Annotated in this window: 29 protein-coding genes and 1 tRNA gene; 15 read left to right on the forward strand and 15 right to left on the reverse strand. The window is 68.6% G+C overall.

Going from position 1 to position 26668, the window contains the following annotated elements; genetic code table 11:
* Positions 1–471 precede the first annotated feature (471 nt).
* The 3 genes from ACIBHX_RS20770 (at position 472) to ACIBHX_RS20780 (ending at position 1562) form a co-directional block, all read left to right on the forward strand.
* Complete coding sequence (locus ACIBHX_RS20770) at positions 472–870, forward strand: hypothetical protein (RefSeq protein ID WP_397068779.1); 399 nt, start codon at positions 472–474, stop codon at positions 868–870.
* 267 nt (positions 871–1137) lie between these two features.
* Entirely contained in the window at positions 1138–1335 is a 198-nt protein-coding gene (locus ACIBHX_RS20775) for a hypothetical protein (RefSeq protein ID WP_397068780.1), read from the forward strand.
* Positions 1332–1562 (forward strand): hypothetical protein, encoded by a 231-nt coding sequence (locus ACIBHX_RS20780; protein WP_397068781.1) that lies wholly within the window; start codon positions 1332–1334, stop codon positions 1560–1562. The genes ACIBHX_RS20775 and ACIBHX_RS20780 overlap by 4 nt, the downstream gene beginning before the upstream one ends.
* Here the strand turns inward: ACIBHX_RS20780 and ACIBHX_RS20785 are convergent.
* The 3 genes from ACIBHX_RS20785 to ACIBHX_RS20795 are packed head-to-tail and all read right to left on the reverse strand — an operon-like array spanning position 1559 to position 5193.
* Positions 1559–2224, reverse strand: a complete 666-nt coding sequence (locus tag ACIBHX_RS20785) for a response regulator (protein WP_397068782.1) — start codon at positions 2222–2224, stop codon at positions 1559–1561. The genes ACIBHX_RS20780 and ACIBHX_RS20785 overlap by 4 nt on opposite strands.
* On the reverse strand, positions 2221–4716 hold the full coding sequence (locus ACIBHX_RS20790; protein ID WP_397068783.1) for a DUF4118 domain-containing protein: 2496 nt from the start codon (positions 4714–4716) through the stop codon (positions 2221–2223). The genes ACIBHX_RS20785 and ACIBHX_RS20790 overlap by 4 nt, the downstream gene beginning before the upstream one ends.
* A 9-nt stretch (positions 4717–4725) precedes the next feature.
* Positions 4726–5193: a group II truncated hemoglobin gene (locus tag ACIBHX_RS20795; RefSeq protein WP_397068784.1), complete on the reverse strand. Its 468-nt coding sequence runs from the start codon at positions 5191–5193 to the stop codon at positions 4726–4728.
* Positions 5194–5231: 38 nt separating this feature from the next.
* Here ACIBHX_RS20795 and ACIBHX_RS20800 point away from each other — a divergent pair, with 38 nt between their 5' ends.
* The 3 genes from ACIBHX_RS20800 to ACIBHX_RS20810 are packed head-to-tail and all read left to right on the forward strand — an operon-like array spanning position 5232 to position 6958.
* Positions 5232–5870, forward strand: coding sequence for a phosphotransferase (locus ACIBHX_RS20800; RefSeq protein ID WP_397068785.1), 639 nt, complete (start codon positions 5232–5234; stop codon positions 5868–5870).
* A gap of 15 nt (positions 5871–5885) precedes the next feature.
* Complete coding sequence (locus tag ACIBHX_RS20805; protein WP_397068786.1) at positions 5886–6380, forward strand: GNAT family N-acetyltransferase; 495 nt, start codon at positions 5886–5888, stop codon at positions 6378–6380.
* Entirely contained in the window at positions 6377–6958 is a 582-nt protein-coding gene (locus ACIBHX_RS20810) for a class I SAM-dependent methyltransferase (protein ID WP_397068787.1), read from the forward strand. Before ACIBHX_RS20805 ends, ACIBHX_RS20810 begins: the two co-directional genes overlap by 4 nt.
* On the opposite strand, the gene ACIBHX_RS20815 is transcribed toward ACIBHX_RS20810, so the two are convergent.
* The 4 genes from ACIBHX_RS20815 to ACIBHX_RS20830 form a co-directional block, all read right to left on the reverse strand.
* Entirely contained in the window at positions 6931–8802 is a 1872-nt protein-coding gene (locus ACIBHX_RS20815; RefSeq protein ID WP_397068788.1) for a cellulase family glycosylhydrolase, read from the reverse strand. The genes ACIBHX_RS20810 and ACIBHX_RS20815 overlap by 28 nt on opposite strands.
* An 11-nt stretch (positions 8803–8813) precedes the next feature.
* Entirely contained in the window at positions 8814–9641 is an 828-nt protein-coding gene (locus ACIBHX_RS20820; RefSeq protein WP_397068789.1) for a carbohydrate ABC transporter permease, read from the reverse strand.
* Positions 9642–9656: 15 nt separating this feature from the next.
* On the reverse strand, positions 9657–10268 hold the full coding sequence (locus tag ACIBHX_RS20825; RefSeq protein WP_397068790.1) for an ABC transporter substrate-binding protein: 612 nt from the start codon (positions 10266–10268) through the stop codon (positions 9657–9659).
* 69 nt (positions 10269–10337) lie between these two features.
* Positions 10338–11330 carry a LacI family DNA-binding transcriptional regulator gene (locus ACIBHX_RS20830; RefSeq protein WP_397069233.1) on the reverse strand — a complete coding sequence of 331 codons (993 nt, stop codon included), beginning with the start codon at positions 11328–11330 and terminating at the stop codon, positions 10338–10340.
* A gap of 90 nt (positions 11331–11420) precedes the next feature.
* Between ACIBHX_RS20830 and ACIBHX_RS20835 the strand changes: the two genes are divergently transcribed.
* Positions 11421–11648, forward strand: coding sequence for a hypothetical protein (locus ACIBHX_RS20835; RefSeq protein ID WP_397068791.1), 228 nt, complete (start codon positions 11421–11423; stop codon positions 11646–11648).
* Here the strand turns inward: ACIBHX_RS20835 and ACIBHX_RS20840 are convergent.
* Positions 11645–13912 (reverse strand): phosphatidylserine/phosphatidylglycerophosphate/cardiolipin synthase family protein, encoded by a 2268-nt coding sequence (locus ACIBHX_RS20840; protein WP_397068792.1) that lies wholly within the window; start codon positions 13910–13912, stop codon positions 11645–11647. The two genes, ACIBHX_RS20835 and ACIBHX_RS20840, sit on opposite strands and share 4 nt — an antisense overlap.
* A gap of 84 nt (positions 13913–13996) precedes the next feature.
* Here ACIBHX_RS20840 and ACIBHX_RS20845 point away from each other — a divergent pair, with 84 nt between their 5' ends.
* Complete coding sequence (locus ACIBHX_RS20845; RefSeq protein ID WP_397068793.1) at positions 13997–14503, forward strand: 2'-5' RNA ligase family protein; 507 nt, start codon at positions 13997–13999, stop codon at positions 14501–14503.
* On the opposite strand, the gene ACIBHX_RS20850 is transcribed toward ACIBHX_RS20845, so the two are convergent.
* Positions 14498–15928, reverse strand: coding sequence for a M1 family metallopeptidase (locus tag ACIBHX_RS20850; protein ID WP_397068794.1), 1431 nt, complete (start codon positions 15926–15928; stop codon positions 14498–14500). The two genes, ACIBHX_RS20845 and ACIBHX_RS20850, sit on opposite strands and share 6 nt — an antisense overlap.
* Positions 15929–16012: 84 nt before the next feature.
* Here ACIBHX_RS20850 and ACIBHX_RS20855 point away from each other — a divergent pair, with 84 nt between their 5' ends.
* The gene (locus ACIBHX_RS20855; RefSeq protein WP_397068795.1) at positions 16013–16747 is read left to right on the forward strand and encodes an aminoglycoside phosphotransferase family protein; all 735 of its coding nucleotides are present in this window, start codon (positions 16013–16015) and stop codon (positions 16745–16747) included.
* 12 nt (positions 16748–16759) lie between these two features.
* Here ACIBHX_RS20855 and ACIBHX_RS20860 read toward each other — a convergent pair whose 3' ends face one another.
* Both ACIBHX_RS20860 and ACIBHX_RS20865 read right to left on the reverse strand, forming a co-directional pair.
* On the reverse strand, positions 16760–17074 hold the full coding sequence (locus tag ACIBHX_RS20860; RefSeq protein ID WP_397068796.1) for a trypco2 family protein: 315 nt from the start codon (positions 17072–17074) through the stop codon (positions 16760–16762).
* 523 nt (positions 17075–17597) lie between these two features.
* A complete protein-coding gene (locus tag ACIBHX_RS20865; RefSeq protein ID WP_397068797.1) occupies positions 17598–18122 on the reverse strand; it encodes a flavoprotein in 525 nt (174 codons plus the stop codon).
* A gap of 59 nt (positions 18123–18181) precedes the next feature.
* Here ACIBHX_RS20865 and pyrH point away from each other — a divergent pair, with 59 nt between their 5' ends.
* Positions 18182–18910 carry a UMP kinase gene (pyrH, locus tag ACIBHX_RS20870; protein ID WP_397068798.1) on the forward strand — a complete coding sequence of 243 codons (729 nt, stop codon included), beginning with the start codon at positions 18182–18184 and terminating at the stop codon, positions 18908–18910.
* 32 nt (positions 18911–18942) lie between these two features.
* Here pyrH and ACIBHX_RS20875 read toward each other — a convergent pair whose 3' ends face one another.
* Both ACIBHX_RS20875 and ACIBHX_RS20880 read right to left on the reverse strand, forming a co-directional pair.
* Positions 18943–19338, reverse strand: coding sequence for a hypothetical protein (locus ACIBHX_RS20875; protein ID WP_397068799.1), 396 nt, complete (start codon positions 19336–19338; stop codon positions 18943–18945).
* Positions 19339–19762: 424 nt separating this feature from the next.
* Complete coding sequence (locus ACIBHX_RS20880; protein ID WP_397068800.1) at positions 19763–20218, reverse strand: ArsI/CadI family heavy metal resistance metalloenzyme; 456 nt, start codon at positions 20216–20218, stop codon at positions 19763–19765.
* Positions 20219–20305: 87 nt separating this feature from the next.
* On the opposite strand from ACIBHX_RS20880, the gene ACIBHX_RS20885 reads away from it, so the two are divergent.
* The 5 genes from ACIBHX_RS20885 (at position 20306) to ACIBHX_RS20905 (ending at position 23184) form a co-directional block, all read left to right on the forward strand.
* A complete protein-coding gene (locus ACIBHX_RS20885) occupies positions 20306–20689 on the forward strand; it encodes an ArsR/SmtB family transcription factor (RefSeq protein WP_397068801.1) in 384 nt (127 codons plus the stop codon).
* On the forward strand, positions 20686–21411 hold the full coding sequence (locus ACIBHX_RS20890) for an MIP/aquaporin family protein (protein WP_397068802.1): 726 nt from the start codon (positions 20686–20688) through the stop codon (positions 21409–21411). Before ACIBHX_RS20885 ends, ACIBHX_RS20890 begins: the two co-directional genes overlap by 4 nt.
* Before the next feature lie 11 nt (positions 21412–21422).
* Positions 21423–21821 carry an arsenate reductase ArsC gene (locus ACIBHX_RS20895; protein ID WP_397068803.1) on the forward strand — a complete coding sequence of 133 codons (399 nt, stop codon included), beginning with the start codon at positions 21423–21425 and terminating at the stop codon, positions 21819–21821.
* A 278-nt stretch (positions 21822–22099) separates the two neighbouring features.
* Entirely contained in the window at positions 22100–22456 is a 357-nt protein-coding gene (locus tag ACIBHX_RS20900) for an ArsR/SmtB family transcription factor (RefSeq protein WP_397068804.1), read from the forward strand.
* Entirely contained in the window at positions 22453–23184 is a 732-nt protein-coding gene (locus ACIBHX_RS20905; protein ID WP_397068805.1) for a methyltransferase domain-containing protein, read from the forward strand. The genes ACIBHX_RS20900 and ACIBHX_RS20905 overlap by 4 nt, the downstream gene beginning before the upstream one ends.
* Positions 23185–23517: 333 nt before the next feature.
* Here the strand turns inward: ACIBHX_RS20905 and ACIBHX_RS20910 are convergent.
* Both ACIBHX_RS20910 and ACIBHX_RS20915 read right to left on the reverse strand, forming a co-directional pair.
* A tRNA-Met gene (locus ACIBHX_RS20910) sits at positions 23518–23591 on the reverse strand.
* Positions 23592–23645: 54 nt separating this feature from the next.
* Positions 23646–26564, reverse strand: coding sequence for a UPF0182 family protein (locus tag ACIBHX_RS20915; protein ID WP_397068806.1), 2919 nt, complete (start codon positions 26562–26564; stop codon positions 23646–23648).
* Positions 26565–26668 lie beyond the last annotated feature (104 nt).

Raw genomic sequence — 26668 nt, forward strand, 5'->3', positions numbered from 1 at the left:
AGCAACAAATGTCCGTCTAAAACAGACGAGGTGTTGCATGAAAATTCATGCACTGGCTTTTAACACACTGTTGAGTTCTCAAGAAACGGACGCGTACTCCCCTGAACTTCAGGAGGCGTTCATTTCGTTGTGCCTTTAGTGTTTCAGCCGCCTCAATTTGTGTCAAATTGCTGCGACTCCCACCCACACCCAGCAAACCGGACAGTACGAAACCAACCGGATAAACCAGAGGAGGTGGGATGCGGGCTCCCAAGGACACCAGGGGCGTTCCCGCGAGACCAACTGTATCAGCCCTCAAGGCCCAGTCGGTGCCACACAGGTAATCCCCTTGTCCTTCCCTCCCCACCGAATCCTCAAACCTCGCCGCTCCCACCGTCCACCCGAGCCCACGCAAGCCGACGTCAAGTCATCCGCAATCGCTCCCCGATACGAAGTACCTACGAGCAGACTGCACCCTTGGAGGTGTCCGCAATGACGCGCTCGGAGTTCGACGACATCCGCGCCTTCCTCAATGACGAGGCAACCAGCGCCGGTGACCTGCTGCGCATCGCCCGGACTCTGATCGACGACCTCGAACACGCGCGCATGCGCGAGGCCGTCCTGCGGACCCACTACCTGCGCCTCCTGACCGCCGCCCGCGCCACGGTCGCCGCCGACACGGTCGGCGCGCCGAATCCGCTCGAGTTCGTCAAGCACGAACTCGCCGAGCGCGGCCAGCTCCCCGAGGACGGCGAGGCGGTCCAGCGCATCCTCTCCGACGCGCGCACCGCCGCGGCTCTGGTCGCCTACCTCGAGCAGAACGCCCCGATCCGTCCCCGCGGCATGCGCCTGCGCCGCTGCGTCGGCACCGGCCGCCGCCTCCCCCGCTGACTCCTCCGGTACGGCAGGCCACCCAACCCCGTCGACGCCCGTACGGTCGGCCGTACCCGAACCGCGACGCCACAAGCCGGCGAACCGCGACCATGGGCCAGCAGGACCGAAGCCCGCGGAACGTGCAAAAAGGGAAGGGCCGAAAGAGGGGACCCGCACCAGGCCAGAGCGCGGGAGAGCCTGTGGGATAGGGGGCTTTGGGGGGAGATGTCGCCGGATGACCGTCGGTATACCCGGGCTTGGGATGATGGCTGTAAGACTGCGCGTATGTGGCAACGGGGGTTGAACTGGGCGGCCATCGGGCTCGTCGGGATCTTCGGCCTGCTATGGATTGGCGTCGTGGTGTTCGCCGACGACACCTCCGTGCTCTGGGCGCGCATCGCGCAGGTGGCCTTCGGGCTCCTGCTGGCTGGCTGGGCTGTGCAGAAGGCCACCATCATGGTCAAAGGCGTGACGTCAAGATGAGTGAGCCGATTTACGAGATAGGCCGGGACATGGGGGATGACCCGCAGACCTCACTGGTCGCCATGTACAGGGACATGCTCCCCCAGCGCCACCGCATCGACGAGATAGACGACGAGGCCCCGCGCGACATCTTCCACTGGATGCACGAGGAAGACTGGCGCGAGACCGACGCGCACAAGGATCCCCTGGTCGAGGAGTCGTACTTCGAAGAGGAGGAGGAAGACTAGGGCTGGAAGCGGTAGCCCATGCCGGGCTCCGTCAGCAGGTGCTCGGGGTGGGCGGGATCGCGTTCGAGCTTGCGCCGCAGCTGGGCCATGTACTGGCGCAGATAGTGCGTCTCCTTGAGGTAGGAGTCTCCCCACACCTCGGTGAGCACCTGGCGCTGGCTGATGAGCTTGCCGGGGTTGCGCACGAGCAGCTCGAGGAAGTGCCATTCCGTGGGCGTCAGGTGGACGCCGCTGGAGACCGTCTTGTTGGCCAGGTCGACCGTGTGGTCGCCGATCCGCGCCACGGCGGGCTCGTCGGGGGTGGCGACGCGGCGGGTGACCGCGCGGATGCGGGCGAGCAGCTCGTCGATGCCGAAGGGCTTGGTGACGTAGTCGTCGGCGCCGGCGTCGAGCGCGCCCACCTTGTCGTCGCTACCCGCCCGCCCTGACAGCACGATGATCGGGACAGTGGTCCAGCCGCGCAGCCCGTGGATGACCTCGACGCCGTCCAGGTCGGGCAGGCCGAGGTCGAGCACGATCAGATCCGGGTGCCAGTCGGCGGCCTGGCGCAGCGCCGAGTTGCCGTCGGGCGCCACGGCCACCTCGTAGTGCCGGGCGGCCAGGTTGATGCGCAGCGCGCGCAGGATCTGCGGCTCGTCGTCGACGACGAGCACTCGCGTCACCGCGCGCTCCGCAGCGAGACGATCATTGTCAGGCCCCCTCCTGGCGTCTCCTCCAGCGTGAGCGTGCCGCCCATGGCCTCGGTGAGCCCGCGCGAGAGCGCGAGTCCGAGCCCCACCCCCGTGTGGTTGTCGCGGTCGCCGAGCCGCTGGAACGGCATGAACACCCTCTCATGCGCCTCCGGAGGGATCCCGGGGCCCCGGTCGATGACGCGGATCTCGATGTGGTCGCCGAGCCGGCTGCCGGTGACCAGCACGGGGAACTCCGGCGGGCTGTAGCGGACGGCGTTGGCCATGAGGTTGACCAGGACCCGCTCGAGCAGCGCCGGATCGGCCTCCACCTCGGGAAGGTCCACCGAGATGTCGCCTTCTATGCGGTCGCGCAGCGTGCCGAGGTCGTCGATCGCCCGGGGGACCACCTCCTCAAGCGCGACCGGCACCAGGGCGACGCCCAGCACCCCAGCCTGCAGGCGGCTCATGTCCAGCAGGTTCGCCACCAGCCGATCCAGCTTGACCAGGGACTCGTCGGCCGTGGCGAGCAGCTCCGACCGGTCGGAGGGACTCCAGTCGATCTCGGTGTTGCGCAGCGACTCGACGGCCGCCTTGGCCGAGGCCAGCGGGGTGCGCAGGTCATGGCTGACGGCGGCCAGCAGCGCGGTGCGCATCTTGTCCGCCTCGGCCAGCGGCTTGGCCCGCTCGGCCTCCTCCCGCAGCCGCTGCTGCCGCAGCGCCACCGCCGCCTCGGCCGCGAACGCCTCGAGCACCTGCCGGTCGGCCGCGTCCAGCAACCTTCCCCGTACGGCGAGCACCAGGTCCTCGTCGACGGCCACATCGGTGTCGGCCACGCCGGGAGACGTGCACGGCGGCCCGCCCGCCGTGGCGACCATCCGCCAGGAGTCGCCGTCGCGCTCGAGCAGTGTGACCGAGGTCAGCCCGTACACCTCGCGCAACCTGGCAAGCAACGAGGTCAGCGCCGCCTCGCCGCGCAGCACGTGGCCGGCCAGCGTGGCGAGCACCTCGGCGTCGGCCCTGGCCCGCGCGGCCTCCCTGCTACGGCTGGCCGCTTTGTCCACGACGGTGCTGACCATTGCCGCGACCAGCACGAAGATGACCAGCGCCAGCAGGTTCTCGGGATCGGCGACGGTCAGTGTGTGCAGCGGCGGCGTGAAGAACCAGTTCAGCAGGCCGAACCCGAGCACGGCGGCGGTCAGCGCCGGCCACATGCCGCCCACCAGCGCCACGGCCACGACCATGAGCAGGAACAGCAGGATCTCGCTCGGCAGGCTGAGGTGGTCGTGGACGGGCAGCAGCGCGCCGGTCAGCAGGGGCACGGCGACCAGCGCGAGCCCCCACCCCCACGCGCGCCGCCTGAAGGTGAGCGCCGCGGGTGAGCCGACCGGGCGGCGCCCCTTGCTGACCTGCTCGTGGGTGACCATGTGCACGTCGATCGGCCCGGACAGCGCGGTGGTGGTCACACCTACGCCGCGCGAGAGCAGCTGGGCGAGGCGGCCGCGCCGGGAGGCACCGAGCACGAGCTGGGTGGCGTTGACGCCCTTGGCGAACTCCAGCAGCGACCGCGGGATGTCGTCGCCCACGACCTGGTGGTAGGTGCCGCCCAGCGACTCGACCAGAGCGCGCTGCCTGGCCAGGCTCGCCGGATCCCCGCCGTTGGCCAGGCCGTCGGATCTGGTGACGTGGACGGCCAGCAGGTCCGCGCCCTTGCTGCGGGCGGCGATGCGGGCGGCGCGCCGTACCAGAGTGTCGCCTTCGGTGCCGCCGGTCAGGGCGACCACGACCCGCTCGCGCGCCTCCCAGGTGCCTTCGATGCCGTGGTCGGCGCGGTAGCGGTCGAGCTGATCGTCGACCTTGCCGGCCAGCCAGAGCAGCGCGAGCTCGCGCAGGGCGATCAGGTTGCCGACGCGGAAGTAGTTCGACAGCGCGGCGTCGACCCGCTCGGGCGGGTAGACGTTGCCGTGGGCCATCCGGCGGCGCAGCGCCTCGGGTGACATGTCGATCAGCTCGATCTGGTCGGCCCGCCGTACGACCTCGTCGGGGACGCGTTCGCGCTGCGGGACGCCGGTGATCTGCTCGACCACGTCGTTGAGCGACTCGAGGTGCTGGATGTTGACGGTGGTGACGACTTCGATGCCGGCCTCGAGGATCTCCTCGATGTCCTGCCAGCGCTTGGGGTTGGCAGAGCCGGGCACGTTGGTGTGGGCGAGCTCGTCGATCAGGACGAGCTTGGGTTTGCGGGCCAGCACCCCGTCCACGTCGAGCTCGGTGAACGTGGCGCCGCGGTGGATCATCGTCCTGCGCGGCAGGACCTCCATGCCGTCGAGCAGTTCGGCGGTGCGGGCGCGGCCGTGGGCCTCGACGAAGCCCACGACCACATCCCTGCCGCGCTCCTGGGCCCTGCGGCCCTCGCCGAGCATGGCGTACGTCTTGCCCACGCCAGGGGCGGCACCGAGGTAGATGCGCAGCGTGCCCCTGGTCATAGGTCCAGGTTACGGCTGGTACGGCGGGGCCTCGCCCCAACCCCAGTGCGGCATGGGCGCCTTGGGCGGCGGCGTGGCGCCGGGCTGGGAGTTGTGCAGGGCCAGCCGGGTGCCCCACTCGATGTAGGCCAGGAACGCCGAGCGGAACTCGGGGTCGTCGGGCAGTTCCGCCTCGTCGGCCGCGTCCATCAACAGGCTCACCCACCTGCGGCGCTGCGGCTCGGTGATGGCCTTGCCCAGGTGCTGGCCGACCATGTGCGAATAGCCGCCGCGCTCGGTGCTGTAACGTTCGGGCCCGCGGAACACCTCGGCCAGCCACATCGCCACATACTTGGGATGATGGGGGTCCATTCCCGCGAACAGCGGGCCGATCAGATCGTCCTTGAGAACCTGCCGGTAGAAGACCTCGGTCAACCGCTCCAACGCCTCGGTGCCCCCGGCCCATTCGGCAAGGGTCGGCACTTCATTATCAGTCATGTAATCAGGTAATCAGGTGCCGGATGGGAGTTCAAGCGATGGAGCTGATCGGCCGGGGCCGCACCGCCGAGGTGTTCGCGCTGTCCAGGACCCGGGTGCTGCGGCGCTACCACGAGAACACCTCGGCCGCGGACGAGGCGCGGATCATGGGCTACGTCAGGGAACGCGGCTATCCGACGCCGGAAGTCTACGACGCCACCGAACGGGACCTGGTGATGGAGCGCCTGCACGGGCCGACCATGGTCGACGTGCTGACCAGGACGCCGTGGCGGGTGGGGACGCTGGGGCGGCTGCTCGGCTCGCTGCACGACCGGCTCGGCGCGATCCCGGCGCCTGACTGGCTGCGGCCGTCCCTGGTTCCGGGTGATCGGGTGCTCCACCTGGACCTGCATCCGCTCAACGTGGTGATGACGCCCGACGGGCCGAGCGTGATCGACTGGTGCAACGCGGCGGCCGGGGAGCCCGCCTTCGACCTGGCGACCACGGTCGCGCTGCTGCGCACGGTCGAGGCGCCCAATCTGGTGACCAGGATCGGGCGGCGGCTGCTGATCGGGGCCATCGTGCGCGGCAGCCGTACCGACCATCGGCCGCGGCTGACCGAGGCGGTCGAGCAGCGGCTGAGCGACCCGAACATCACCGCCGAGGAGAAGGAACGACTGCGGCGGCTGGCCGGGTGAACGATACTGGCGATCATGCTGGAGACCGAACGGCTGATCCTGCGCCCGCTGACCGGTGACGACTTCGACGACTACGCGGCCATGCTGTCGGATCCCGAGGTGGCCGGCGGGCTGGCGGAGACGGTGGGGACCTCGTCGGCCGACGCGTGGCGGAGCCTGGCCACGTTCATCGGCCACAGGGAGATCCGCGGCTACTCGCACTGGGCGCTGGTGGAGAGGGCCACCGGCGCGTTCGTCGGCCGGGCGGGACCCTGGCAGCCGTACGGCTTTCCCGGGCTGGGGGTCGGATGGTGCCTGGCCAGGGCGCACTGGGGCAAGGGGTACGCGACCGAGGCGGGCAGGGCGGCGGTGCGGTACTGCTTCGAGGAGCTGGCGGCGCGGGAGGTGATCTCGCTGATCAAGCCGGGCAACGCGCGCTCGGTCTCGGTGGCGGAGCGCATCGGGCACCGGCACCTGCGGGACCTGGACTACCGGGGGCAGCAGGTGCATCTGTACGGTCAGAGCGCATGAGTTTCGACCACAACGACCACTACCACGGGCTTGTGCTGCGGCACGTGCCCGCGGGGGCGGCGACGGCGCTGGACGTGGGGTGCGGCACCGGGCGCTTCGCGCGGGCGCTGGCCGCCAGGGGGCTGGCAGTGGACGCGGTGGATCCCGATCCCGCGGTCATCCGGGCGGCGCGCGGGGACGGCGTGCGGTTCATCCACGGCGATGCCACGTCGGTCGAGCTGGGACGCTACGACTTCATCTCGTGCCTGGCGAGCCTGCACCACATGCCCTTCGACACGGTCTCGCGGCTGCGGGAGGCGCTCAACCCCGGCGGGGTGCTGGCCGTGCTCGGGTGCTATCCGGAGAGCACCCGAGCCGACTACGCGGTCAGCGTCGCGGCCATCCCGGTCAACGCCGCCTTCCGGCTGGCGCTGAGCCGTCGGCGGGGTCCGGAGGTGAACGCGCCGGTGAAGCAGGCGACGCTGCCGCTGCCGGAGATCCGGCGGGAGGCGGCCCGGCTGCTGCCCGGTTCGCGGATCAGGCGGCTGCTGTTCTGGCGTTACCTGCTGACCTACACCGAGATCACCCGCACGCCGTAGGGCGGCAGGGTGATCGCCTCGTCGAGGCCGGCGGGCTTGACCGTGAGCCGCTCCTCGGACTGGCTGACCAGGAAGGCGTACCGCGTGCCGTTGTCGTGCTCGAGCAGGTCGACCGAGACGCGCGGATCGTCGACCGTCACCGGCCTGGACACCCCGGCCAGCCCGGCCAGCGCGTCGTAGAGGCGGTAGGTCGGCTCGGGGTTGACCCGCGGGGTGAGCGCGGCCATGTGCTCGATCGGAAACGTTCCCAGGATCAGCCATCCGGCGCCCGCGCGGCGGCGCAGCAGGGCGGGCGTGCCGTGCTGGTCGACGGCGACCACCTCGGCCTCGACGGGACGGACCGGCAGGTAGGCGCGGCTGTGCTCGTTGCCCGCGGCGTTGAAGGCAAGGGTGGTTCCTTCGTCGATGGAGCCGAGCCCCGACAGGAAGGTGAGCTCGACCACGTCGTCCTCGACGGGGTCGATGAGCCCGTAACGCAGGCGGTGCTCGACGCCGAACATGGCGTTCATGTGGGAGTACCACGGTCCGCGCTGGATGCCCGGCGTGCCAGGCGAGTAGGAGACGTACACGACGGCGCCCTGCTCGGCGAGGGCCTCGAGCCGGTGCCAGCCCGGCGCGGTGAGCTGCTTGGTGGACGGGACCAGGTAGAGCCGGGCTCCCCCCGCGATGCCGTCGCGCTCCCTGGTGAGGCCGATCGGCAGGTCCGCGGCGCGGGCGGCGACGTAGGCCTGGCGCAGCGTGGTGAAGATGTGCGTGCGCTCCTCCGGGTAGGTGAAGGGCACGTCGCCCTCCATCACCTCGGGCACGACCAGCACGGCGTCGCCGTTGACCCGCTCGCAGCGCTCGACGTCGATCTCCCGCAGCGTGCGCGCGAAGTCCGCCATCTCCGCGAGCTGCGGCTTCGGCGTCCCCTCCACCGTGGTGAGCCCGAAGTGCAGCTCGAACGGGTGATGCCGGTAGGGGTCCTGATCTGTCAGGTCGAAGTCGGTGTTGTTCCAGGCCAGCCACCCGGTCGCGCCGGCCAGCAGCGAGTTGTACAGCACCTGCCGGTAGTAGTGCGCGGCGTGGTCGCCGGCCACGTACTCCGAGGTGACCCCGAACTCCTCCAGCACGACCGGCCTGTCGAAACCGCCGGTCAGCTCGCAGACGAACGCCGCCGCGTAGTGCTGGCGGACGACGTCGTCCTCCATCCGGTAGACGTGCGGCCCGACGAAGTCGGTGAAGACCGCCAGATCCCGCGTCGAGAACCCGTTGTGCTCGCCCGTCACCTCGGCGCCCCAGGCCCCGTCGCCGATCGAGACCGGCTGGGTCCCGCCTCCCGCGCGGACCGCCTGGACCATGAGCTGTGCCCACGCCGAGATCACGCGACGCTCCGCCGTACCGCCGTAGATCGGCATCTCGTTGGTGATCAGCCAGCCGGCGACGGCGGGGTGGGCGTGGAACCTGCGCGTGAGCTGCTCGGCGAACCAGGCCTGGCGGCCGACCAGCCACACGTCGCCGTACAGGTCGCGGCCCTCGCGCCAGATCGGGTCCCAGTTCTCCCCCGACATGTGGCCCACGATGAACGTCGGGATCGTCCCCATGCCCAGCTCCTGGTGCGCGTCCAGGAAGTCCTGATATCTCGCGACACAGTCCTCGTCGATCCGGTCCGGCTCGGGCATGAAGTCCGGCCAGTAGAAGAACGACCGGGTGGTGTTCAGTCCGTGCTCGCGCAGCGTGCGCAGCTCCGCGCGCAGGATCGCGGGGTCGTACGGCTCGCGCCACATGAGCGGGCCGCCGTTGCGCGACCAGAAGTTGGCGCCCAGCCAGCAGGCACCCGGCAGTTTCCGGAAATTTCGCTTCAAAGTAGTGATCCTTATGATTTGACCGCGCCGGCGGTGAGCCCAGCGACGAGATAGCGCTGCAGGACCAGGAAGCCGAGCACGACGGGCACGCTCACGACCAGGGACGCCGCCATGACCTGGTTCCAGAACACGTTGCTCTGGTTGGCGTAGGCCTGCAGCCCGACGGCCAGCGTCCGGGTGTTCTTGTCGGTCAGCACCGAGGCGAACAGCACCTCGCCCCAGGCGGTCATGAACGCGTAGATCCCGACCGCCACGATCCCCGGCCGGGCCGCCGGCACGACCACCCGGAGCAGCGCCCCGAGCGGCCCGGCCCCGTCGACCTCGGCCGCCTCGTCGAGCTCCCTGGGGATGGAGTCGAAGTACCCGGCGAGCAGCCAGATGGCGAACGGCAGCGAGAAGGTCAGATAGGTGAGCGTCAGCCCCTCGCGCGAGTTGATCAGCTGGAGCCCGGTGACCCTGTCGACGTTGGCGAAGATCAGGAACAGCGGCAGCAGGAACAGGATCCCCGGGAACATCTGCGTCGACAGCACGGTCGTCAGGAACGGCTGCCGCCCGGCGAACCGGAACCGGCTGACGGTGTACCCGGCGAACACCGCGATCAGCGTCGAGCACCCGGTGGCCGCCAGCGCCACGATCACGCTGTTGACGAAGTAGGTGGCCAGCGGCACGGTCCGCCACATCTCGACGTACGGCGAGAGCGTGACCTGCGACGGCCACCAGGTGAACGGCCCCTGCACGTCCTTGAGCGGCTTGATCGACGAGATCACCATCACGTACAGCGGGACCAGCGTGAACAGCGCCAGCCCGGCCAGCACGACGACCCTAAGCACCCTGTACATCGCGCCCCCTGTTGGTCAGCCACAGGTAGACCAGCGACACCAGCCCTCGGTGTAGCTGGCGCCGAGCACGGTCAGGCCGTAGTTGCCGTCCCTGGTGAGCTTCTTGGCGGTGGCCACGAGCTCGGCCCAGGTCCTGGGCGGCTGCTTGACCAGCTTCTTGTTGTAGTAGACCCCGTAGGCCATGCCGTAGAGCGGGAGCGAGCCCGGCGGCTGGCCGGGCGCGCCGGTGGAGGACATGCTGCTGGCCAGGAACCTGTCGTTGCCGCCGACCTTGGCCAGCGTGCCCTCGTCGAAGCCGACGAACGCGCCGGTGGCCTGCAGCGAGGCCGACCAGGTGTTGCCGATGTCGACCACGTCGGGGCCCTGGCCGCTGGTTGCCGCGTTGAGTATCCGGTTCTGCAGGTCGGACCAGGGGATGACCTCGAGGTTGACCTTGATGCCCGTCTTCTGCTCGAACTTGTCCAGCTCCGGCTGGAGCACCTTCCTGTCCAGCTCGATGCTGGCCGCCTGGTTGCTGGCCCAATACGTCAGAGTCTTCGCCGTCCTGGTTGTGGAGCCGTCTCCTGAACCGCAGGCGGCGGCCGCGACGGCGAGCAGTGCGATCGACGCGATGGCAGATGACTTCACCGGGCACACTCCTCAACTGTGCGGGTGTGCCGAAACTAGTCGGTAAACCGGTAAAGGGTCAATGGCTGACTAAACCGGTTCAGTGCTTCCCCGTGGAATCAGTTCAGGGACCGGGACGTCCCCGGTGTCCGGTTTCCTGCCGGCGACGACGTCGAGGAGGCAGCGGGCCGCGCGCACGCCGCGGTCGAAGGTGTCGACGCTGACGGCCGTGAGCGCCGGGCGCGCCAGTCGGGTGAACGGCGAGTCGTCCCAGGCCACCAGCGACAGCTCACCCGGCACGTCGACGCCCAGCTCGCCGGCCACCGCCAGGCCCGCGACCGCCATGATGTCGTTGTCGTAGACGATGGCCGTCGGCCTTTCCTCGCCGGTGAGCAGCTTCCTGGTGGCCCTGGCGCCCTCCTCACCGGTGTAGTCGGTGTGCAGAACGATTTGCCCACCCTTTTCCCGAAATATCCGGCTTCTGATGTCGGTGTGCTGCAGGTACGGCGGGCCGGCCACCCTGGCCACGCGCCGATGCCCGAGCGCGTGCAGGTAGTCCATCACCTCGCGCATCGCCGCGGCCTCGTCGTGCCACACCCCCGGCAGCCCGCCCAGCCAGTCGGGCCCGCCGGAGACCACGGCCGGCATGCCCATCTCGGCGATCCTGGCCGGGCGCGGGTCGTCCACCCGCAGGTCCACCAGGATCACGCCGTCCACCCGGCGCTCCGCCCACCAGCGCCGGTGCGCCTCCATCTGGTCGTCCAGGTCGGCGGTCATGTGCAGCAGCAGCGGCACCCCCGCGGCCGACAGCTCGCTCTCCAGGCCGGAGATGAACTGCATGAAGTACGGCTCGGCGCCCAGCGTCTGGGCGGGACGGTCGAGCACCAGGCCCACCGCCCCGGCGCGCCCGTGGCTGAGCGCGCTCGCGGCGCTGCTGCGCTGCCAGCCGAGCTCGTCGGCGATCTCCAGGATGCGCCGCCTGGTCTGCTCGGACACGCCGTGCCTGCCGTTCAGCGCGAAGGACACAGCGCTCTTGGTGACCCCCGCCCGCCGCGCGATGTCGGCGATCGTCGGCCGCTTCAACGTCATCCCGCCCCTTGTAGCTAAACCGGTTTTTCGCCAAGGGTACTATCAGGTGCCCTGCCGACCTCGGAGCACCTCCGGTCGGCCGACTTGTGGCTGAGCGACACGGACGGGATCTCCCATGTCGAGATCCTCGGGGTAGGCAAGGACACCACGCTCGTGTCCGGACATTACGTGAACGCCGTCGCCGTGTTCACCAAGTTCGCCCAAGAGGGCGGCGATGGCAGCTTCGGCGACGGCGTCCAGCCGTGGGACTACAAGATGATCCGCGATCCGGCGAGCGGCCGGTGGCTGATCAACGACGAAGGGCTCGGCTAGTAGGTGGTGTTGGTGAAGCCAGAACGGGCCACGATGTCGCGGTAGCCGTTGGCGTCGAAGTCGTCGGCGTAGAAGAGAGTGAAGGATCCGTCCGGCGCGACGGCGACGGGTGCGGTGGCCTGGTCGCCGACCGTCATCGGGTTCATCCGCTCCACCGGGAAGCGGCCGGTGGTGCTCCCGTCGGCGTTGAGCCCCCTGGCGTACACCTCGTAGCCGCGGTCGGCGGCCCACCAGTCGGACTCGGTCCAGCTCACGACGGCCCTGCCGCTGCCGTCCAGGCCGACGAACGGCGTGCCCTGTACGGCGCAGCCGCTCGTGCGGGTGTCGCACATCGGCGGGTACTCCTTGGACTCGTCGGGCGTCTGGCCCGGCGCGTAGAGGCCCTGGGCGGCGGCGCGCTCGCTCCAGCGGGCGGCCATCGACGGGGCCAGGCCGCGCAGCCGTACCCGCCAGATGCCGTTGAGGTTGTCGCTCCAGGCGACGACCGAGTCGCCGGTGGACGTGACCGCGACGGCGGGGGCCAGGTGCTGGGCGGCGGTGTTGGTGTTGACGGGGACGCGCGGGTCGATGGAGCTGTCGCGCAGGGTGACCGTGCCGGTGGCGGAGATCTTGCCCATGTAGATGTCGGTGTACTGCTCCCAGACCAGCGTGGTGGCGCCGGTGCCGTCGATGGCGGCGTCGGGGCGGGTGGCGCTGACCGCGCCGGTCACGGCGACGGGGCCGAAGGAGCGGGTGCCGAAGGAGGAGTAGCCGGCGGCGCGGATGCTCCCGCTGGGGGTGTCCTCCCAGGCGACGGTGAACGCGCCGGTGCCACGGACCGCGATCGTGGGCCTGTTCTGGTCTCCCGCCCACTGCGGATCGTTGGCCCAGATCGTCGAGCTGAGCGCGCCTGCCGGGGTGAGGCGACGGACCGCGATGTTGTGCTCGCCGCGGCAGTCGCCGTCCTCGGCCCATGCCACGTAGGCGTTGCCGGCGTCGTCGAGGCCCACGTCAGGGCGGATGTGGTTCCATCCGGTGGCGCAGCCGACGCCGCCCATCGAGACCTTGACCGGGCCGGTGACGGGCTGGTCGTTGTGGTAGATCCGGGCGTAGACCTCGGCGGTGCTGGCGTCCTCCCAGGTGACGGCCGTGTAGCCGGTGGCGCTCGCGGCTGCCCTGGGTTCGCGCTGGTCGTCGGGGCCGTCGGCGGCCATGGTCAGGGCGGCGTTGGGGTACGTAGCCGGGTGCAGCTTGACCGTCTCGTCCTTCAGCTGCTTGTAGTCGGCGTCGAAGGCCTGGTAGACGGCGGGGTCGTCGACCTTGACGAAGGCGTCGTCGGCGTAGAGGAGCGAGCCCGCGACGAGGTTCTGCGAGCCGGTGTAGACGATGTTGCCGGCCAGGATGTACTTGGAGTGGATGGAGTCCACCGCACAGGTGCCGCGCACCGGGTAGTGGCAGCCACCGGGGCGGAAGGTGAACACGCCGATCCCCGCCTGGGCCAGCTGCTTGCCGACCGCGGCGGGCCCCGCGCCCTCCGCGGTGATCACCTCGACCTGGCAGCCCTGCTGCTTCTTGGTCTTCAGCACGCTGATGACGTTGGGCCGGTCAGTGGCGAACTGCGACTGGACGATCCTGATCGACGCCGGACATGTCACATTCGATAGCTGCGCGGCCACGAGGTCGCTGTTGCCGTAGGTGTTCTGGTCATAGGTGGCATCCCGGGGCGACATCCAGACCGTGATCTTGCCGCTGTCGGAGGTGAAGGGGGCCTGCCATGTGCCCTGGACCTGGCTCGCCAGCCGGTCGAAGACGTTGCGGTAGCCGTTGGCCAGCCCTACGTCGCCATCAGTGATGATCATGTTCTGGTGCAGGCCGTACTCCGTGGAGACGTTCTGCGAGGTCTGCACCACCACGTCCGTGCGGCCGTCGGTCAGGCGGCTGAAGACGAAGAACTTCTCATGCATGATGTCCTTGTCCGGCCCGAGGCACCCCAGCTGGCAGAGGGTGACCCGTCCTGGGCCGAGCGCGGTGGCGAGGGTGTCAAGCAGCGGGTCGTGGTCGGAGCCCTCGGCGACGACCTTGACGTCGACGCCCCTGCGGTAGGCGGCCTCCAGCTTCTGCTCGAACTCGGGCACCTCCAGCACGTAGGTCGCCACGCGCAGCGTCGATCCGGGCGCGGCCTGGTCCACGAGCTGCATGAGGGAGTCCTGGAGGGACCCGTCCGTCGTGCCGTCGATGCTTGGATGGTTGAAGAGTGTCGTGACCAGGGTGAGCGCGGCTAACAAGCGGGCAACCATGGCACCCTCGCTTTACTTTTGATGGGATCCATAATTAGTACGGCCACGTGATCGACGCGTCAAGAGGTGAATGTGTCTCTCCATGCCCTGGTGGTTCTGGTCCCCGAGGCCGACCCGATCGTGGGCTCCTGGCGCCTGCGCTACGACAGGCCCGGCATCCCCGCCCACGTCACGGTCATGTATCCGTTCCTCCCCGGCATCCCCGCCGCGGAGCTCGCCGACCTGTTCGCCGCCCATGAGCCGTTCACCGCAACGTTCTCCCGCTTCGGGCGGCTTCCCGGGCTGCTGTACCTCGACCCTGCCCCGTCGGTGTCCTTCAGCGCGCTGACCTCGGCTGTGACGGCTCGCTGGCCCAAGGCCGAGCCGTACGGCGGGCGTTACGGAGACCCGGTCCCCCACCTCACGGTCGCCCAGGACCAGCCGCCGGAGACGTTCGACGCGATCGAGGCCGACCTGTCGGAGCGGTTGCCCTTCGAGATGTCCGTCAGGGAGGTCACGCGGGTGCGCTTCGCGGACGGAGCGTGGCAGGTGGAGGAGGCCTTCGGGCTCGGGCCTGGCCCGAGCCCGCGGGCGTCATAGGGCGGGCTTGCCCTCGGAGTAGAGCCACGTCGCGAACAGCGCGTCGAGCTGCCCGGCGTTGGCGTGGCCGGCGATCCGCTTCACGAAGGTGGTGAAGTCCTCGGTGGAGGCGTTGCCGTGCCGGTGGACGGTGGGCCACAGCTTGAGCAGGGTGAAGAACCTGTCGTCGCCGATGGTCTTGCGGATCATGTGCAGCGTCATGGCGCCGCGGTCGTAGACCAGGCCGTCGAAGATGTGGTCACGCCCGGGGTCGGCGACCTTGCCCTGCCACAGGTCGTCGCTCGCGTCGGTCGCGTACGTCTCGTCGAAGCTGGCCTGGACGCTCTGGCCGCCCGTGTGCTCGGCGTAGAGCCATTCGGAGTAGGTCGCGAAACCCTCGTTCAGCCAGATGTCGGCCCACCGCTTCGGCGTGACGCTGTCACCGAACCACTGGTGACCCAGCTCGTGGGCGAGCAGGCCGTCGCTCGGGTTCTGGCCCGGCCGGCCGTACCTGTCGTAGACCGGGCGACCCTGCGTCTCGAGCGCGTAGGCGACGTGCGCGTCGTCCACGATGCCGCCGGTGGAGCCGAACGGGTAGCGGCCGTAGATCGAGGACTCCCAGTCGGTCACCGTGGCGGTCCGGTTCTGGAAGTCGGCGTCCTGGCCTGGCGCGGTATCCAGCGTGGTGTCGATCGCCGTGATGTTGCGGACGCCGCCGGGCGTCACGCCGTCCGTCACGGTGAACTTGCCGATCGCGATCACGGTGAGCTCGCTGGCCATGGGCTGGCCCATCACCCAGCGGGCGGTCGTCCAGCCGTCCTTGGTCCAGCTGCCGGCCGGGTCGCCGTTGGCCAGCGAGGTGAGGCCCTCGGGCGCGGTGATGGTGAAGGTGTAGGTGGCCTTGTCCTGCGGGCTGTCGTTGACCGGGTAGACCGTCGCGGCGCCGATCGGCTGGTTCAGCATGAGGCCGCCGTCGCTGGTGTTCACCCAGCCCGAGATCCCCAGCGCCGGGTCGTCGATCGTCTGCGGGGCGCCCGAGTAGGTGACCTGTGTGGTGAACGGCTGGCCGTTGCGGAGCCCCCTGGACGGGGTGATCTCCAGTTCCTGGGCGCCGGTCCGCTGGTAGGTCGCCTGGCGGCCGTTGACGCTCACGTCGGAGATCTGCAGCGGGCCCAGGAAGTCGAGGTTGAACCGCGACAGGTTCTGCGTCGCGGAGGCGAGGATCTTGGTGGTGGCGGTGATGGACTTGGTGGCGGGGTCGTACTTCAGCGCGATGTCGTAGTGCGCCACGTCGTAGCCGCCGTTGCCCATGTCGGGGAAGTACGGGTCACCGGCGCCGGGCGCGCCCGGGGTGAACCCCGTCGCGGCGTCTGCGGGAGCGGCCGCGACCAGCCCAGCCGCCAGAGTCAGCGCGAGTGCGGCCAGAGTGCGAGGTAACTTGCTCATGCGTTCGACCCTGGCTTTGGCGGCTCGTCCAGACAAGTACGGTTTGATATCGGTTTGTCGCATTTTGGCGATTAGGCTCATCGCGTGATCGAACAGGGATGGGACAGCCTGACCCGGCTGGTGGACGGCCGCTGGATCGAACGGCGTCCCCGCCGCCCCTCGGTGGGACCGCTGCTCCTCATGGAGACCCGCCTCATGCCGTGGCTGGCACCCCAGCTGCCGCTCGCGGTGCCCGTCCCCGTCGTGGTCTCGCACTCACCTGTCGTCGTACGGCACGCCGTCGTGCCCGGCCTGCCCATGTCCTCACCCGGCCCCTCACAGGCCCTGCGACTCGGTGAGTTCCTGCGCGCGCTGCACGCGGCTGACGCCTCGGCGGCTCCCGGGCTGCCCGCGGGGCCGGACCTGCCGCTCGACGCCTTCACGTCCCGGGTGCTGCCCTTGCTGCCCTCCTCGCGGCAGGCGGCCGGACGGTCGCTGCTGTCGCTCGTCGCCGGATTCCCCGCGTGCGCCGTCGTGCACGGCGACCTCGGCCCCGAACACATCCTCGCCACTGACGGTCAGGTCTCGGGCGTCATCGACTTCACCGACGCGCACCTCGGGGATCCGGCGCTCGACCTCGCCTGGGTTCTGTACGGCACGCCGTACGCCTTCTCGCAGGCGCTGGCCACCGCCTACGACGTGAGCCCCGAACTTCGCGCCAGGGCCCTGGCGTGGCACCGCCTCGGCCCGTGGCACGAGGTACTCCACGGCCTCACGACCTCCGACCCGTCCATGGTCGAATCGGGCATGGAAGGAGTCCTGGCCCGCCTGGGCCCCTGACGACGCCCTTGCTCAACCGCGAGGCGGCGGCCCGGCGACCTCGTCGCGGACCCGTGGCGCGCCGCCGGTCTTCGTGTCGATCGGCGTCAGCGACACCTTCACCGTGTGAGTCGACTCCTTGGACACCCCTCCCGACGCCCCGGCCTCGACCACCCACACCTTGATCCCCGCCTTACCCTCGGCCTCCCGGCGGACCTGCACGGAGAATTCGAGATCCACGGTCCCCACATCGAACTGCAGCCGCTCACCATCCCCCTCGGTCATCGCCGCGGACAACTCCGCCCGCACCACCTCGATAGCCTGCGCCAACCCAACCCCGCCATTCATCCGCACGTCTCCCTTCCGTTTGGTAGTGCCAGCTTTCGCTGCCCTGCTTGGTCCAGTAGTACAGACGGTCCAGCATCGCGACGGCGAAAAAGCGGTCGGTCTCATCCGAGTCCCCGGCTACGAGTCCGTAGTAGATGGTTCCTGATGACGAGACTCGGGCCGCCTCCGGACGCCCGCTGTCTTGGGCGGCGCTCGCGAGCAGCTCACGCGTCTCCTTGTCGATCACAAGTGACATGGCCGAACCCGCGGGAAGTCTCTTGGCTTCCTTCTCGTCATCGGCGGCAAGGGGCTGGGCCACCGGGGTAGTGCCGCCCGTGTGATTCGTAGGCCCGGTCCCGAGCACCGCCACGCACGCCAGCGCGACAGCACTGATCGCCAGCGCTGCGATCAGTAACGGACCAGCGAGTGATCGTCGCATGAAGCCTTCCAACCGGCCGCCGAGGCAAGGAGAATCCTCGCACGGCTGATCAAGCTGTTCCAGCTTCGGCCACGCTGCGATGCTCGCCCGGAAGGCGGGGCGCCACTAACGCCTTCTGCGGGGGTTGGTGTGGGCGTGCAGGGTGTCGAGAGCGAGGGACCAGGGGTACGGGTCCGTGTCCACGTCGGGGGTGTGGATGTGGATGCCTTCCTGGCGGAGGCGGGTGAGGCTGTCCTTGAAGGGGCGGCGGGAGGCCAGGGCGGTGTTGACGTAGGGCAGCATCACCACCGGGATCCCCAGGCCGGGGGCTTCGGCGAGGAGGCTGAGGGCGTAGGTGTCGGCGATGCCGTACGCGAACTTGTTGATCGTGTTGAAGGTCGCGGGGGCCACGATGATGGCGTCGGCTCGTGGCGGACTCGGTTCGGAGGGGTGGCGGTGCAGGCTGCGGACGGGGCGGCCCGTCTGGCGTTCCAGCGCCGGTGCGTCGATGAAGGCGAGGGCCGACGGGGTGGCGACCACCTGGACGGTCCAGCCGGCGGCCTGGGCCAGGGTGACGAGCCGGCCGACGTCTCGGGCCGGGCCCGCGGCGCACACGATGGTGTAGAGGTCACCGTTCAGAGCTTCTGCCACTCCACATCCGTATCATCCTTGATCGGGTCGCCGGGCGCGCGACCGTGAAGGGAACGGACGTGCGGCGTTACTCACGGGTCGTGGTCAAGCTCAGCGGCGAGGCCCTCGCAGGAGGCAGCGGCTGGGGCACCGACCCCACGAGCCTGGCCCAGCTGGCAGACGAGATCGTCTCGGTGCATGAGCTCGGAATTCAGATCGCCGTGGTGATCGGCGGCGGCAACTACTTTCGCGGGCGCATGGCCGACGGTTGGGGCATCGACCGGGCGGAGGCCGACAACATCGGCATGCTCGGCACAGTGATGAACGCGCTGATGCTGCGCGGGGTGCTGACCGCGCGCACGGAGACCGACGTCCGCGTGATGACCGCGATGCCCATGCACAGTGTGGCGGAACCGTTCATCCGGCTCCGCGCGGACCGGCATCTCCATCGCGGGCTGATCGCACTGCTCGCCGGCGGCATCGGCCAGCCGTACGTCACCACCGACTATCCCGCCGTCCAGCGAGCCCTGGAGCTCGACGCGGACGCCCTCCTCGTGGCCAAGCACGGCGTCGACGGCGTCTACGACAGCGACCCCAAGGTCAACCCGGATGCGGAACGCTTCGACACCCTCACCTACCGGGAGGCGCTGTCGGCGGGAATCCGCGTCATGGACGAAAGCGCCTTCGTCCTGGCCAATGAACAGAAACTGGTGATGCACGTCTTCGACGTGAGGGCCAAGGGCGCGATGCGAGCGATCTGCGAGGGCGCCGACATCGGCACCCTCATCACCAGCGATCCCCCGAACTAACACGCCCTGGTACGCCACCCGTCTATACGGGCTCAAGCGGAGGGCACGATGTGCGTCCATCCCGCATTGACTCGCCCGTCCTTGAGCCCCGCGAAGGACCCCTGACCGTCGATCCTGGCGGTCGCGATCCCACCATCACCAGCGCGATAGAACAGCAGATTCCCGTTCACCGGCACGATGTGCGTCCATCCCGCGTTGACTCGTCCGTCCTTGAGCCCCGTGAAAGACCCCTGACCGTCGATCCTGGCGGTCGCGATCCCACCATCACCAGCGCGATAGAACAGCAGATTCCCGTTCACCGGCACGATGTGAGTCCAGTCCGGATTCACCTGCCCATCCTTGAGCCCCCCGAAGGCCCCTTGGGCATCGATCCTGGCGGTCGTGATCCCGCCGTTGTCGGCACGATAGAACAGCAGCTCACCGGACAAGGCAATCCCCCTCAGTAACCGTGATCGGCTGTGCCCGCGCAGGCCCCAAAGCTCACAGCACTCGGCACGCCCACAGTTCTCCCCGAGAAGAACCCACCGAAGCTGCACGCGAGAAGTCTTTGCCAGCCCCCACCAGGGACATTCCACACCCAGCCCAGCAGTCTCACGATGCCGTGCCCACGTCGCGAACCCCTCGGATGAACGCGTACTTCACCTGATGCACCCATGGGCCGACAGCGAAGCACAGAGGTGATCCGGCAACAACCTGCTCGACACGCGCCACCTCTCCCTGTGACCACCTGGTGCCTGCGGCGTTGCCGTACGCCCTCTGCGACGCGGCGATGCGGTTGAGCGCCCCCGTAGAAACGCCATGGCTCCCGCATCGCCGTGTCCCTCATGCTCGGCCGACCGCGGCTTTGAGTGCTCAGCAGCAGCCCGTGGGTGCTCCGGCCTGCTCGCCAACCTCGGCGGTCGGGCTGCAGCAGATTGGGTCGGTTTGCTTGGTGTGGGTGTCGGCGTCGGCCTTGACCACGTACACCTCCCACGGTTCGGCTCCGGGGCCGTGGACCCAGACCTTGTCCTGGACGGCGTAGCAGCAGGAGGTGTTCTCCTCCACTGCGGTTTCTAGGCCCTGGCCTGCGAGGCGGGTGGTCGCCGCGGTTACCTCCTCGGTGGAGGCGACCTCGACACCGAGGTGATCCAGGCGGGTGTCGATGCCTTCCTCGCCTTCGATGAGGACGAGCTTGAGCGGCGGCTCGGTGATGGCGAAGTTGGCGTACCCGGGGCGGAGCTTGGCCGGCTGGGTGCCGAAGAGCTTGGTGTAGAAGTCGATGGAGGCTTGCAGGTCGGCCACACGCAGGGCGAGTTGGACGCGGGACATGGCGAGTCCTTCCTAGACACTGATTCGATGAACGTCTAAGCAGTGCCGAGTTTGCGCTCTTGCTTAGGATTCTGTCAAATTAGAGGTATGTCGAAACAGGAGCTGCCGGTTCTCGCCTCCGGCTGCTGCACCCCGTTGGTCGCCGAGCCGATCGCCCAGGAGGATGCCGGTGAGCTGGCGCGAGTGTTCAAGGCGCTGGGCGACCCGATCCGGCTGCGGCTGCTGTCGCTGATCGGCGCGCACGAAGGTGGGCGGCGGGTTGGCGACGGGGTGTGCGTCTGCGAGTTGACCGGCGCCTTCGACGTGACCGCGCCCACGATCTCGCATCATCTCAAGGTGCTGCGTGAGGCTGGCCTGGTCGATTCCGAGCGGCGTGGGACGTGGGTCTATTACTGGATCGTCCCGGCCACGCTCAAGCAGCTCACGGATGTGCTCGCGCTGCCCGAGCCGCAGGCCCCGGACGCCCGGTGACTCTCGCACGTCGAGCACTGGCGGAGTTCGTCGGCACCGGGGCGCTGGTGGCGGTCGTGGTCGGCTCCGGCATCATGGCGGCCGATCTGTCCCACGACGTCGGAGTGCAGTTGCTGGCCAACAGCCTGGCGACCGCTGCCGGGCTGGCCGTACTGATCCTGGTGTTGGGGCCCGTGTCCGGTGCCCACTTCAACCCGGTCGTTTCCCTGGCGGCCTGGATACTGGGCCGCGGGAAGGACATCTCCGGCCGAGACCTGCTGGTCTACTTGCCCGCCCAGTTCGCCGGCGGCATCGCAGGAGCGATGGTGGCCAATCTCATGTTCGCCCTGCCTGCCGTACAGACCTCTACGCATGACCGGTCGGGGGTCCATTTGCTGCTGGGTGAGGTGGTGGCCACGGCCGGCCTCATCGTGGTCATCTTCGCCTTGATCCGCCAAGGCCGTACCGCCCTGGCGCCGGTTGCCGTGGGCGGTTACATCGGTGCCGCGTACTGGTTCACCAGCAGCACGAGTTTCGCCAATCCGGCCGTCAGCGTGGCGCGGGCCTTCACCGACACGTTCGCCGGCATCTCGCCTGCCTCGGTGCCCGGCTTCATTGCCGCTCAACTGGCTGGGGCCTTTCTCGGTGCGCTGCTCCTGATCGCCCTCTATGGGCGCGTCCAGCACACGTCCCGCAGATCCAATCCGGTACGGCAGGCAGCAGCCGCCGACCAGCCTCGATAGGGGGACTCCAGGTGTCCGACCTGCCTTCCGTGTTGTTCGTCTGTGTCCACAACGCCGGACGGTCCCAGATGGCCGCCGCGTTCCTGACCCACCTGGCGGGCGGGCGCATCATTGTGCGCTCGGCGGGGTCCGCGCCGGCTGAGGCCGTGAACCCTGCGGTGGTCGAGGCGATGCGTGAGGTCGGCATCGACATCTCCGCCGAGATCCCCAAGGTGCTCACCACGGATGCCGTGCAGGCCAGTGACGTCGTCATCACGATGGGCTGCGGCGACGCCTGCCCGATCTTCCCCGGCAAGCGGTATGAGGATTGGGTACTGCACGACCCTGCGGGACAAGGGGTGGCGGCGGTACGCCCGATCCGGGATTCGATCGAGGCCCGCGTTCGTGCGCTGATCGCTGATCTCGTATGACCAGTGATGGGCCGCTGATCGTCCCCATGAGCCGTGCATGTCGATCAGGTGCTGGCCATCTACCAGCTCGGCATCGACGAGGGCCAAGCCACCTTCGAGGGCACGGCGCCCGCCCAGCCTGGCCCTACATGCTGGCGCCGGATTCCGCGTGGTCGGTGTCCTCGGACGCCACCACGGACTCTGGCGCGACGTGGTGATGATCGAACGTCGCAGTCCCGCCATCACGTGAACCGCGGGGCTTCCCGAACACCCCATTCATCGTCTATCGTCGATTAACGATGAATGGTGAGAAGGGGCCGCTCGACCGGCCCACTGCTGTCGAGTACGCCTCGTGGTTCAAGGCGCTCGCTGACGCGACCCGAGTCCAGATCGTCTCTCTGCTGGCTCGCCGTGGCGCTCCGATGAGCGTGGGCGAGATCGTCGAGGCGGTCGACGTCGGCCAATCGACCGTCTCGGCTCATCTCAAGATCTTGTCCGAGGTGCGGTTCGTGCTGGTCGAACGTCAGGGCACGTCCGCCTTCTACCGGATCAACGATGCGTGCGTGGAGTGCTTCCCCAGCGCTGCCGACCTCGTCATGGGCCGCCCCGCACCCGCCCCGCCCGTCTGTGCGCCGACGCAAGGAGAACGTCGATGACCGAACGCGACACCACGATCCAGCGCTACTCCGGGCTGGCCCGCCTCGCCCTGGCCGGCGGCACGCCGTTGGACTGCGAGGCCGACGCCTTCACAGACGGCTGCTTCGGCGCTGCCGCCTACACCGAACACGACGTCCCCGAGAGCGCATTGCGCGCCAGCCTGGGGTGCGGCAACCCCCTGGCCGTTGCCGACCTGCTCCCGGGCGAAACCGTGCTCGACCTCGGGTCCGGCGGCGGTCTGGACGTCCTGCTCTCGGCGCGCCGTGTGGGGCCAGCGGGCCACGCCTACGGCCTGGACGCCAGCCACGACATGCTCTCCCTGGCCCGAGCCAACGCCGAGCAGGCGGGCGTGACCAACGTGGAGTTCCTGCACGGCCACATCGAGGACATCCCACTCCCCTCGGCCGCCGTGGACGTCGTGATCTCCAACTGCGTGATCAACCTCTCCCTCGACAAGCCCGCTGTCCTGGCCGAGGCGTTCCGCGTGCTGAAGCCCGGCGGCCGGTTCGGCATCAGCGACGTCATCGCCGATGACGAGGTCGAACCTGCCGCTCGCTCTGCGGCCGAACAGCGGGTTGGCTGCGCCAACGGCACCCTCACCGCATGCGAGTACAGGCAGTTGCTGACCGGCATCGGCTTCGTGGACGTCCAGATCACTCCGACCACCGACGCCGGTGGCGGCCTGCACTCCGCCATCGTGGCGGCCACCAAGCCGGAAACCCGCTAAGCCTCCGCACCCTGGCATGATCACCCGGCGATTCAAGCTGACTGCGCACAAGGCCGGACTCCCGGACATCGATCTTCACGACGTACGGCACATCGGCGAGTCGAGACGCGAAGATCGGTTGGAAGGCGCCGAGCAAGCGCATCGGTCACGCTGATGTGACCTTCACGATGAAGCAGTACAACAGACCGCCACCTCGCTACCACCCTGGCCGATCTCATCATCGGCGGGAACCTTGCTTCAGTCGAAATCGACAAGACCGCGTGAACGAGCTCACGTTAGCAAAGGCACGAAAAAGGCCCTCAGAGAAGATCTCTCTGAGGGCCTTTTGCCAAGTAGCGGGGGCAGGATTTGAACCTGCGACCTCTGGGTTATGAGCCCAGCGAGCTACCGAACTGCTCCACCCCGCGTCGGTGTGTGTCTAGAGACTATCCGCATCGCGGGGTCCGTGCAAATCGAATGACCTACGAGCCTCCCGCCGGCGTAGGCGATCCCGACGGAGACGTCGACGGCGAGGTCGACGGGGTCGGGGTCGGGGTGGTTGAGGGCTTGGTCGCGCCGGCGGATTCCAGGGTCTTGAGCGCCGCCTCGAGCCGCTTCTGGGCCTCGCCGTACGCCTGCCAGTTGGGAGGCGAGGACGACAGGGCCTTCTGCGCGTCGTCGTAGGCCTTCTGCGCGTCGTTGATGGCCGTCTGCAGCGCCGTGGTCGGCTGGTTGGGCTGCGTCTGGTTGGGCTGGGTCTGGTTGGGGTTGCTCGGGTTGGTCTGCTGGCCCTCGCCGAAGACCTGACTGAGGGCCTCGCCGAGGTTACGGCCGAGGCCGATCTTGTTCCCGAAGGACACCAGGACCCGCTGCAGGATGGGATAGGGCTCCTGGCCGCTGCCCACCGCGGTCTGGGCGTAGACGGGCTCGATGTAGATCAGGCCGTTGGCGTACGGCAGGGTGAGCAGGTTGCCGTAACGGAGCTGGGAGGCTCCGATGCCCATCGTGTTGAGCTGGCCTGCCAGGGTGCTCTGGAAGGAGTTCTGGACCTGGCCGGGGCCGGGGACGGGCGTGTTCGACGGCATCCGGAGGATGCGTATCTTGCCGTAGTCATCCCCGGCGACCGAGTCGACCGCCATGAACGCCGCCAGGTTGGGACCCTGCTTCGGGACGAACGTGGTCGTCAGCGAGAAGGCGGGGTTGCTGTTCGGCATCGTGGTGGTCAGGTAGTACGGCGGCTGCTTGGTGTCCTTGTCGCCCTGAGAGGGGTCGCTGGGGACGTTCCAGAAGTCCTGTCCGCTGTAGAAGGCCGAGGCGTCGGTGATGTGGTAGCGCGACAGCGTGTAGCGCTGCACCTTGAACAGGTCTTCCGGGTAGCGCACGTGCGCCTTCAGGTCCGGGCTCATCTCCGACGAGGGCCGGATGATGCCGGGGAAGGCGTTGCTCCACGTCTTGAGTACCGGGTCGTCGGGCTTCCAGGCGTACAGCGTGACCGTGCCGTCGTAGGCGTCGACGGTGGCCTTGACCGAGTTGCGGATGTAGTTGATCTTGTCGGTCGGCTGCTGGGCGACGACCCGGCGGTCGGTGTTCCTGTCGCGGGTCATGTCGGCCAGGCTCTCGCTCTGCGCGTACGGGTACTCGTTCGACGTGGTGTAGCCGTCGACGATCCACGTGATGCGCCCGTTGACGATGGCCGGATAGGGGTTGCCGTCGAGGGTGAGGAACGGGGCGACCTTCTCGACCCGGTCGCGCGGGTTACGCACGTACAGGATCTTGGAGTTGTCGTTGATGTCGCCGGAAAGCAGGATGTTCTTCTCGCCGTACTTGGCGGCGAAGACGAGCCGGTTGACGAACGAGCCGACGGGCACGCCGCCCTTGCCGGTGTAGGTGGTGTTCTTCTGGCCGTTGCCGCCGGTCTCCGGGTAGTCGAGCTCCTGCGGGTTCTTCGGGTTGCCGCCGGCGATCACGTACTCGGCCGAAGCCGGGTTCTCGCCGAAATAGACGCGGGACTCCGACAGCTTGGTGGAGCTGGCCAGGGAGCCGGTGACCGGCATGTCCTTGGCGTCGTAGTCGGGCAGCCCGCTGTCGTTGACCTCGTTGCCGGGCGCGGCGACGAATCCGTAGCCGTGGGTGTAGATCAGCGCCCGGTTGATCCAGTTGTCCTGGTCGGTGGGCGGTCCGATGAGCTCACGCACGCCCACCACGTGGTCGACCGGCTTGCCCGTGGCGTCCGGGTAGCGGTCGACGTCCAGTTGGTCCGCGAAGCCGTAGAAGCCGCGGATGCGCTGGGTCTGCTCGTACGTCCCGGCCACCAGGGCGGGGTCCAGCAGGCGGACGCCGGAGACCGAGGCGTCGCCGTCGGTCTTGACCTTGGCCGGGTCGGCCTCGGCCTTGTAGTCGATGACCTGGGTGTCCTTGACGTCGTAGGCGTCGCGGGTGGCCTCGATGTTGCGTGCGATGTACTCCTTCTCCTTGAGCTGCTGGTTCGGCTTGACCTGGAACTGGTCGACGAGCGCCGGGTAGACGCCGCCGATGAGGATGGCCGAGAGCACCAGCAGTCCGAAGGAGACGCCGGGCAGCATGCCGCCCGGCCGTACCACGCCGGCGAAGAAGAGGACGGCGCAGATCAGCGCGATGATCGCGAGGATCGTCTTGGCGGGCAGGACCGCGTTGACGTCGGTATAGGAAGCGCCGTCGACGAAGCCGCGGTCGGAGAAGACCAGCCCGAACCTGTCGATCCAGTACGCGACCGCCTTGAGCAGGACGAACACCCCCAGCAGCACCGACAGGTGCGTCCGGGCGGCGCGCGAGGCGTGCAGGCCGGGCGACTGCAGGCGGAAACCGCCGTACAGGTAGTGGGTGATCGCCGCGAGGATGATCGAGATGATGATCGCGGTGAACAGGAAGTTCAGGATCATCCTGATGAACGGATAGTCGAACATGAAGAACGAGATGTCCATGCCGAACAGCTGGTCCTTCTTGCCGAACTCGACCCCGTTGACGAACTGCAGCCACGTCGTCCACTGACCGGCGAAGGAGGAGCCCGAGAACAGCGCGAGCATGCCCATGCCGACGATGAAGATCAGCTTGCGGTGAGGATCGAGAGCCATCCGGTAGCGGTCGGCGCCGCTCCCCCCGCCGAACATGGCGGGCCCGAACATGGGTCTCATCCGGAAGGCGAGCAGCATGTTGCCGCCCGCGATACCGACCATCAGCAGAGCGCCCACCAAGAACAGCACGAGCTGCGTGAGCAGCACCCCGGAGAACACCGGCGTGTACTTGACGGCGTCGAACCACAGATAGTCGGTGTAAATGCCGGAGAACAGGAAGAACAGCGCCACGATCGCCACGAGTGCGATCGCGACTGGGAGCAGCAGTCGCGGGCGGCGAGGCAACCGCATCGCCCGGCCTGCTCCTGGGGTCCGGAAGCTCAAGGCCAACCCCTCGTCGTGGTAACAAACAAACGGTCCGTAGCTGGAAACCTACACCGCAGGACCAGCCGTAC

This window comes from Nonomuraea sp. NPDC050536 (assembly GCF_044457685.1).
In the GTDB taxonomy this organism is placed as follows: Bacteria; Actinomycetota; Actinomycetes; order Streptosporangiales; family Streptosporangiaceae; genus Nonomuraea.

Excerpts from the sequence above, each read along its gene's own strand:
- ACIBHX_RS20770 (WP_397068779.1), top strand. The coding sequence starts at position 472 with ATGACGCGCTCGGAGTTCGACGACATCCGCGCCTTCCTCAATGACGAG.
- ACIBHX_RS20775 (WP_397068780.1), top strand. The coding sequence starts at position 1,138 with ATGTGGCAACGGGGGTTGAACTGGGCGGCCATCGGGCTCGTCGGGATC.
- ACIBHX_RS20780 (WP_397068781.1), top strand. The coding sequence starts at position 1,332 with ATGAGTGAGCCGATTTACGAGATAGGCCGGGACATGGGGGATGACCCG.
- ACIBHX_RS20790 (WP_397068783.1), bottom strand. The coding sequence starts at position 4,716 with ATGACCAGGGGCACGCTGCGCATCTACCTCGGTGCCGCCCCTGGCGTG.
- ACIBHX_RS20795 (WP_397068784.1), bottom strand. The coding sequence starts at position 5,193 with ATGACTGATAATGAAGTGCCGACCCTTGCCGAATGGGCCGGGGGCACC.
- ACIBHX_RS20800 (WP_397068785.1), top strand. The coding sequence starts at position 5,232 with ATGGAGCTGATCGGCCGGGGCCGCACCGCCGAGGTGTTCGCGCTGTCC.
- ACIBHX_RS20805 (WP_397068786.1), top strand. The coding sequence starts at position 5,886 with ATGCTGGAGACCGAACGGCTGATCCTGCGCCCGCTGACCGGTGACGAC.
- ACIBHX_RS20810 (WP_397068787.1), top strand. The coding sequence starts at position 6,377 with ATGAGTTTCGACCACAACGACCACTACCACGGGCTTGTGCTGCGGCAC.
- ACIBHX_RS20820 (WP_397068789.1), bottom strand. The coding sequence starts at position 9,641 with ATGTACAGGGTGCTTAGGGTCGTCGTGCTGGCCGGGCTGGCGCTGTTC.
- ACIBHX_RS20850 (WP_397068794.1), bottom strand. The coding sequence starts at position 15,928 with ATGAGCAAGTTACCTCGCACTCTGGCCGCACTCGCGCTGACTCTGGCG.
- ACIBHX_RS20860 (WP_397068796.1), bottom strand. The coding sequence starts at position 17,074 with ATGAATGGCGGGGTTGGGTTGGCGCAGGCTATCGAGGTGGTGCGGGCG.
- ACIBHX_RS20880 (WP_397068800.1), bottom strand. The coding sequence starts at position 20,218 with ATGTCCCGCGTCCAACTCGCCCTGCGTGTGGCCGACCTGCAAGCCTCC.
- ACIBHX_RS20885 (WP_397068801.1), top strand. The coding sequence starts at position 20,306 with ATGTCGAAACAGGAGCTGCCGGTTCTCGCCTCCGGCTGCTGCACCCCG.
- ACIBHX_RS20900 (WP_397068804.1), top strand. The coding sequence starts at position 22,100 with ATGAATGGTGAGAAGGGGCCGCTCGACCGGCCCACTGCTGTCGAGTAC.
- ACIBHX_RS20905 (WP_397068805.1), top strand. The coding sequence starts at position 22,453 with ATGACCGAACGCGACACCACGATCCAGCGCTACTCCGGGCTGGCCCGC.
- ACIBHX_RS20915 (WP_397068806.1), bottom strand. The coding sequence starts at position 26,564 with ATGCGGTTGCCTCGCCGCCCGCGACTGCTGCTCCCAGTCGCGATCGCA.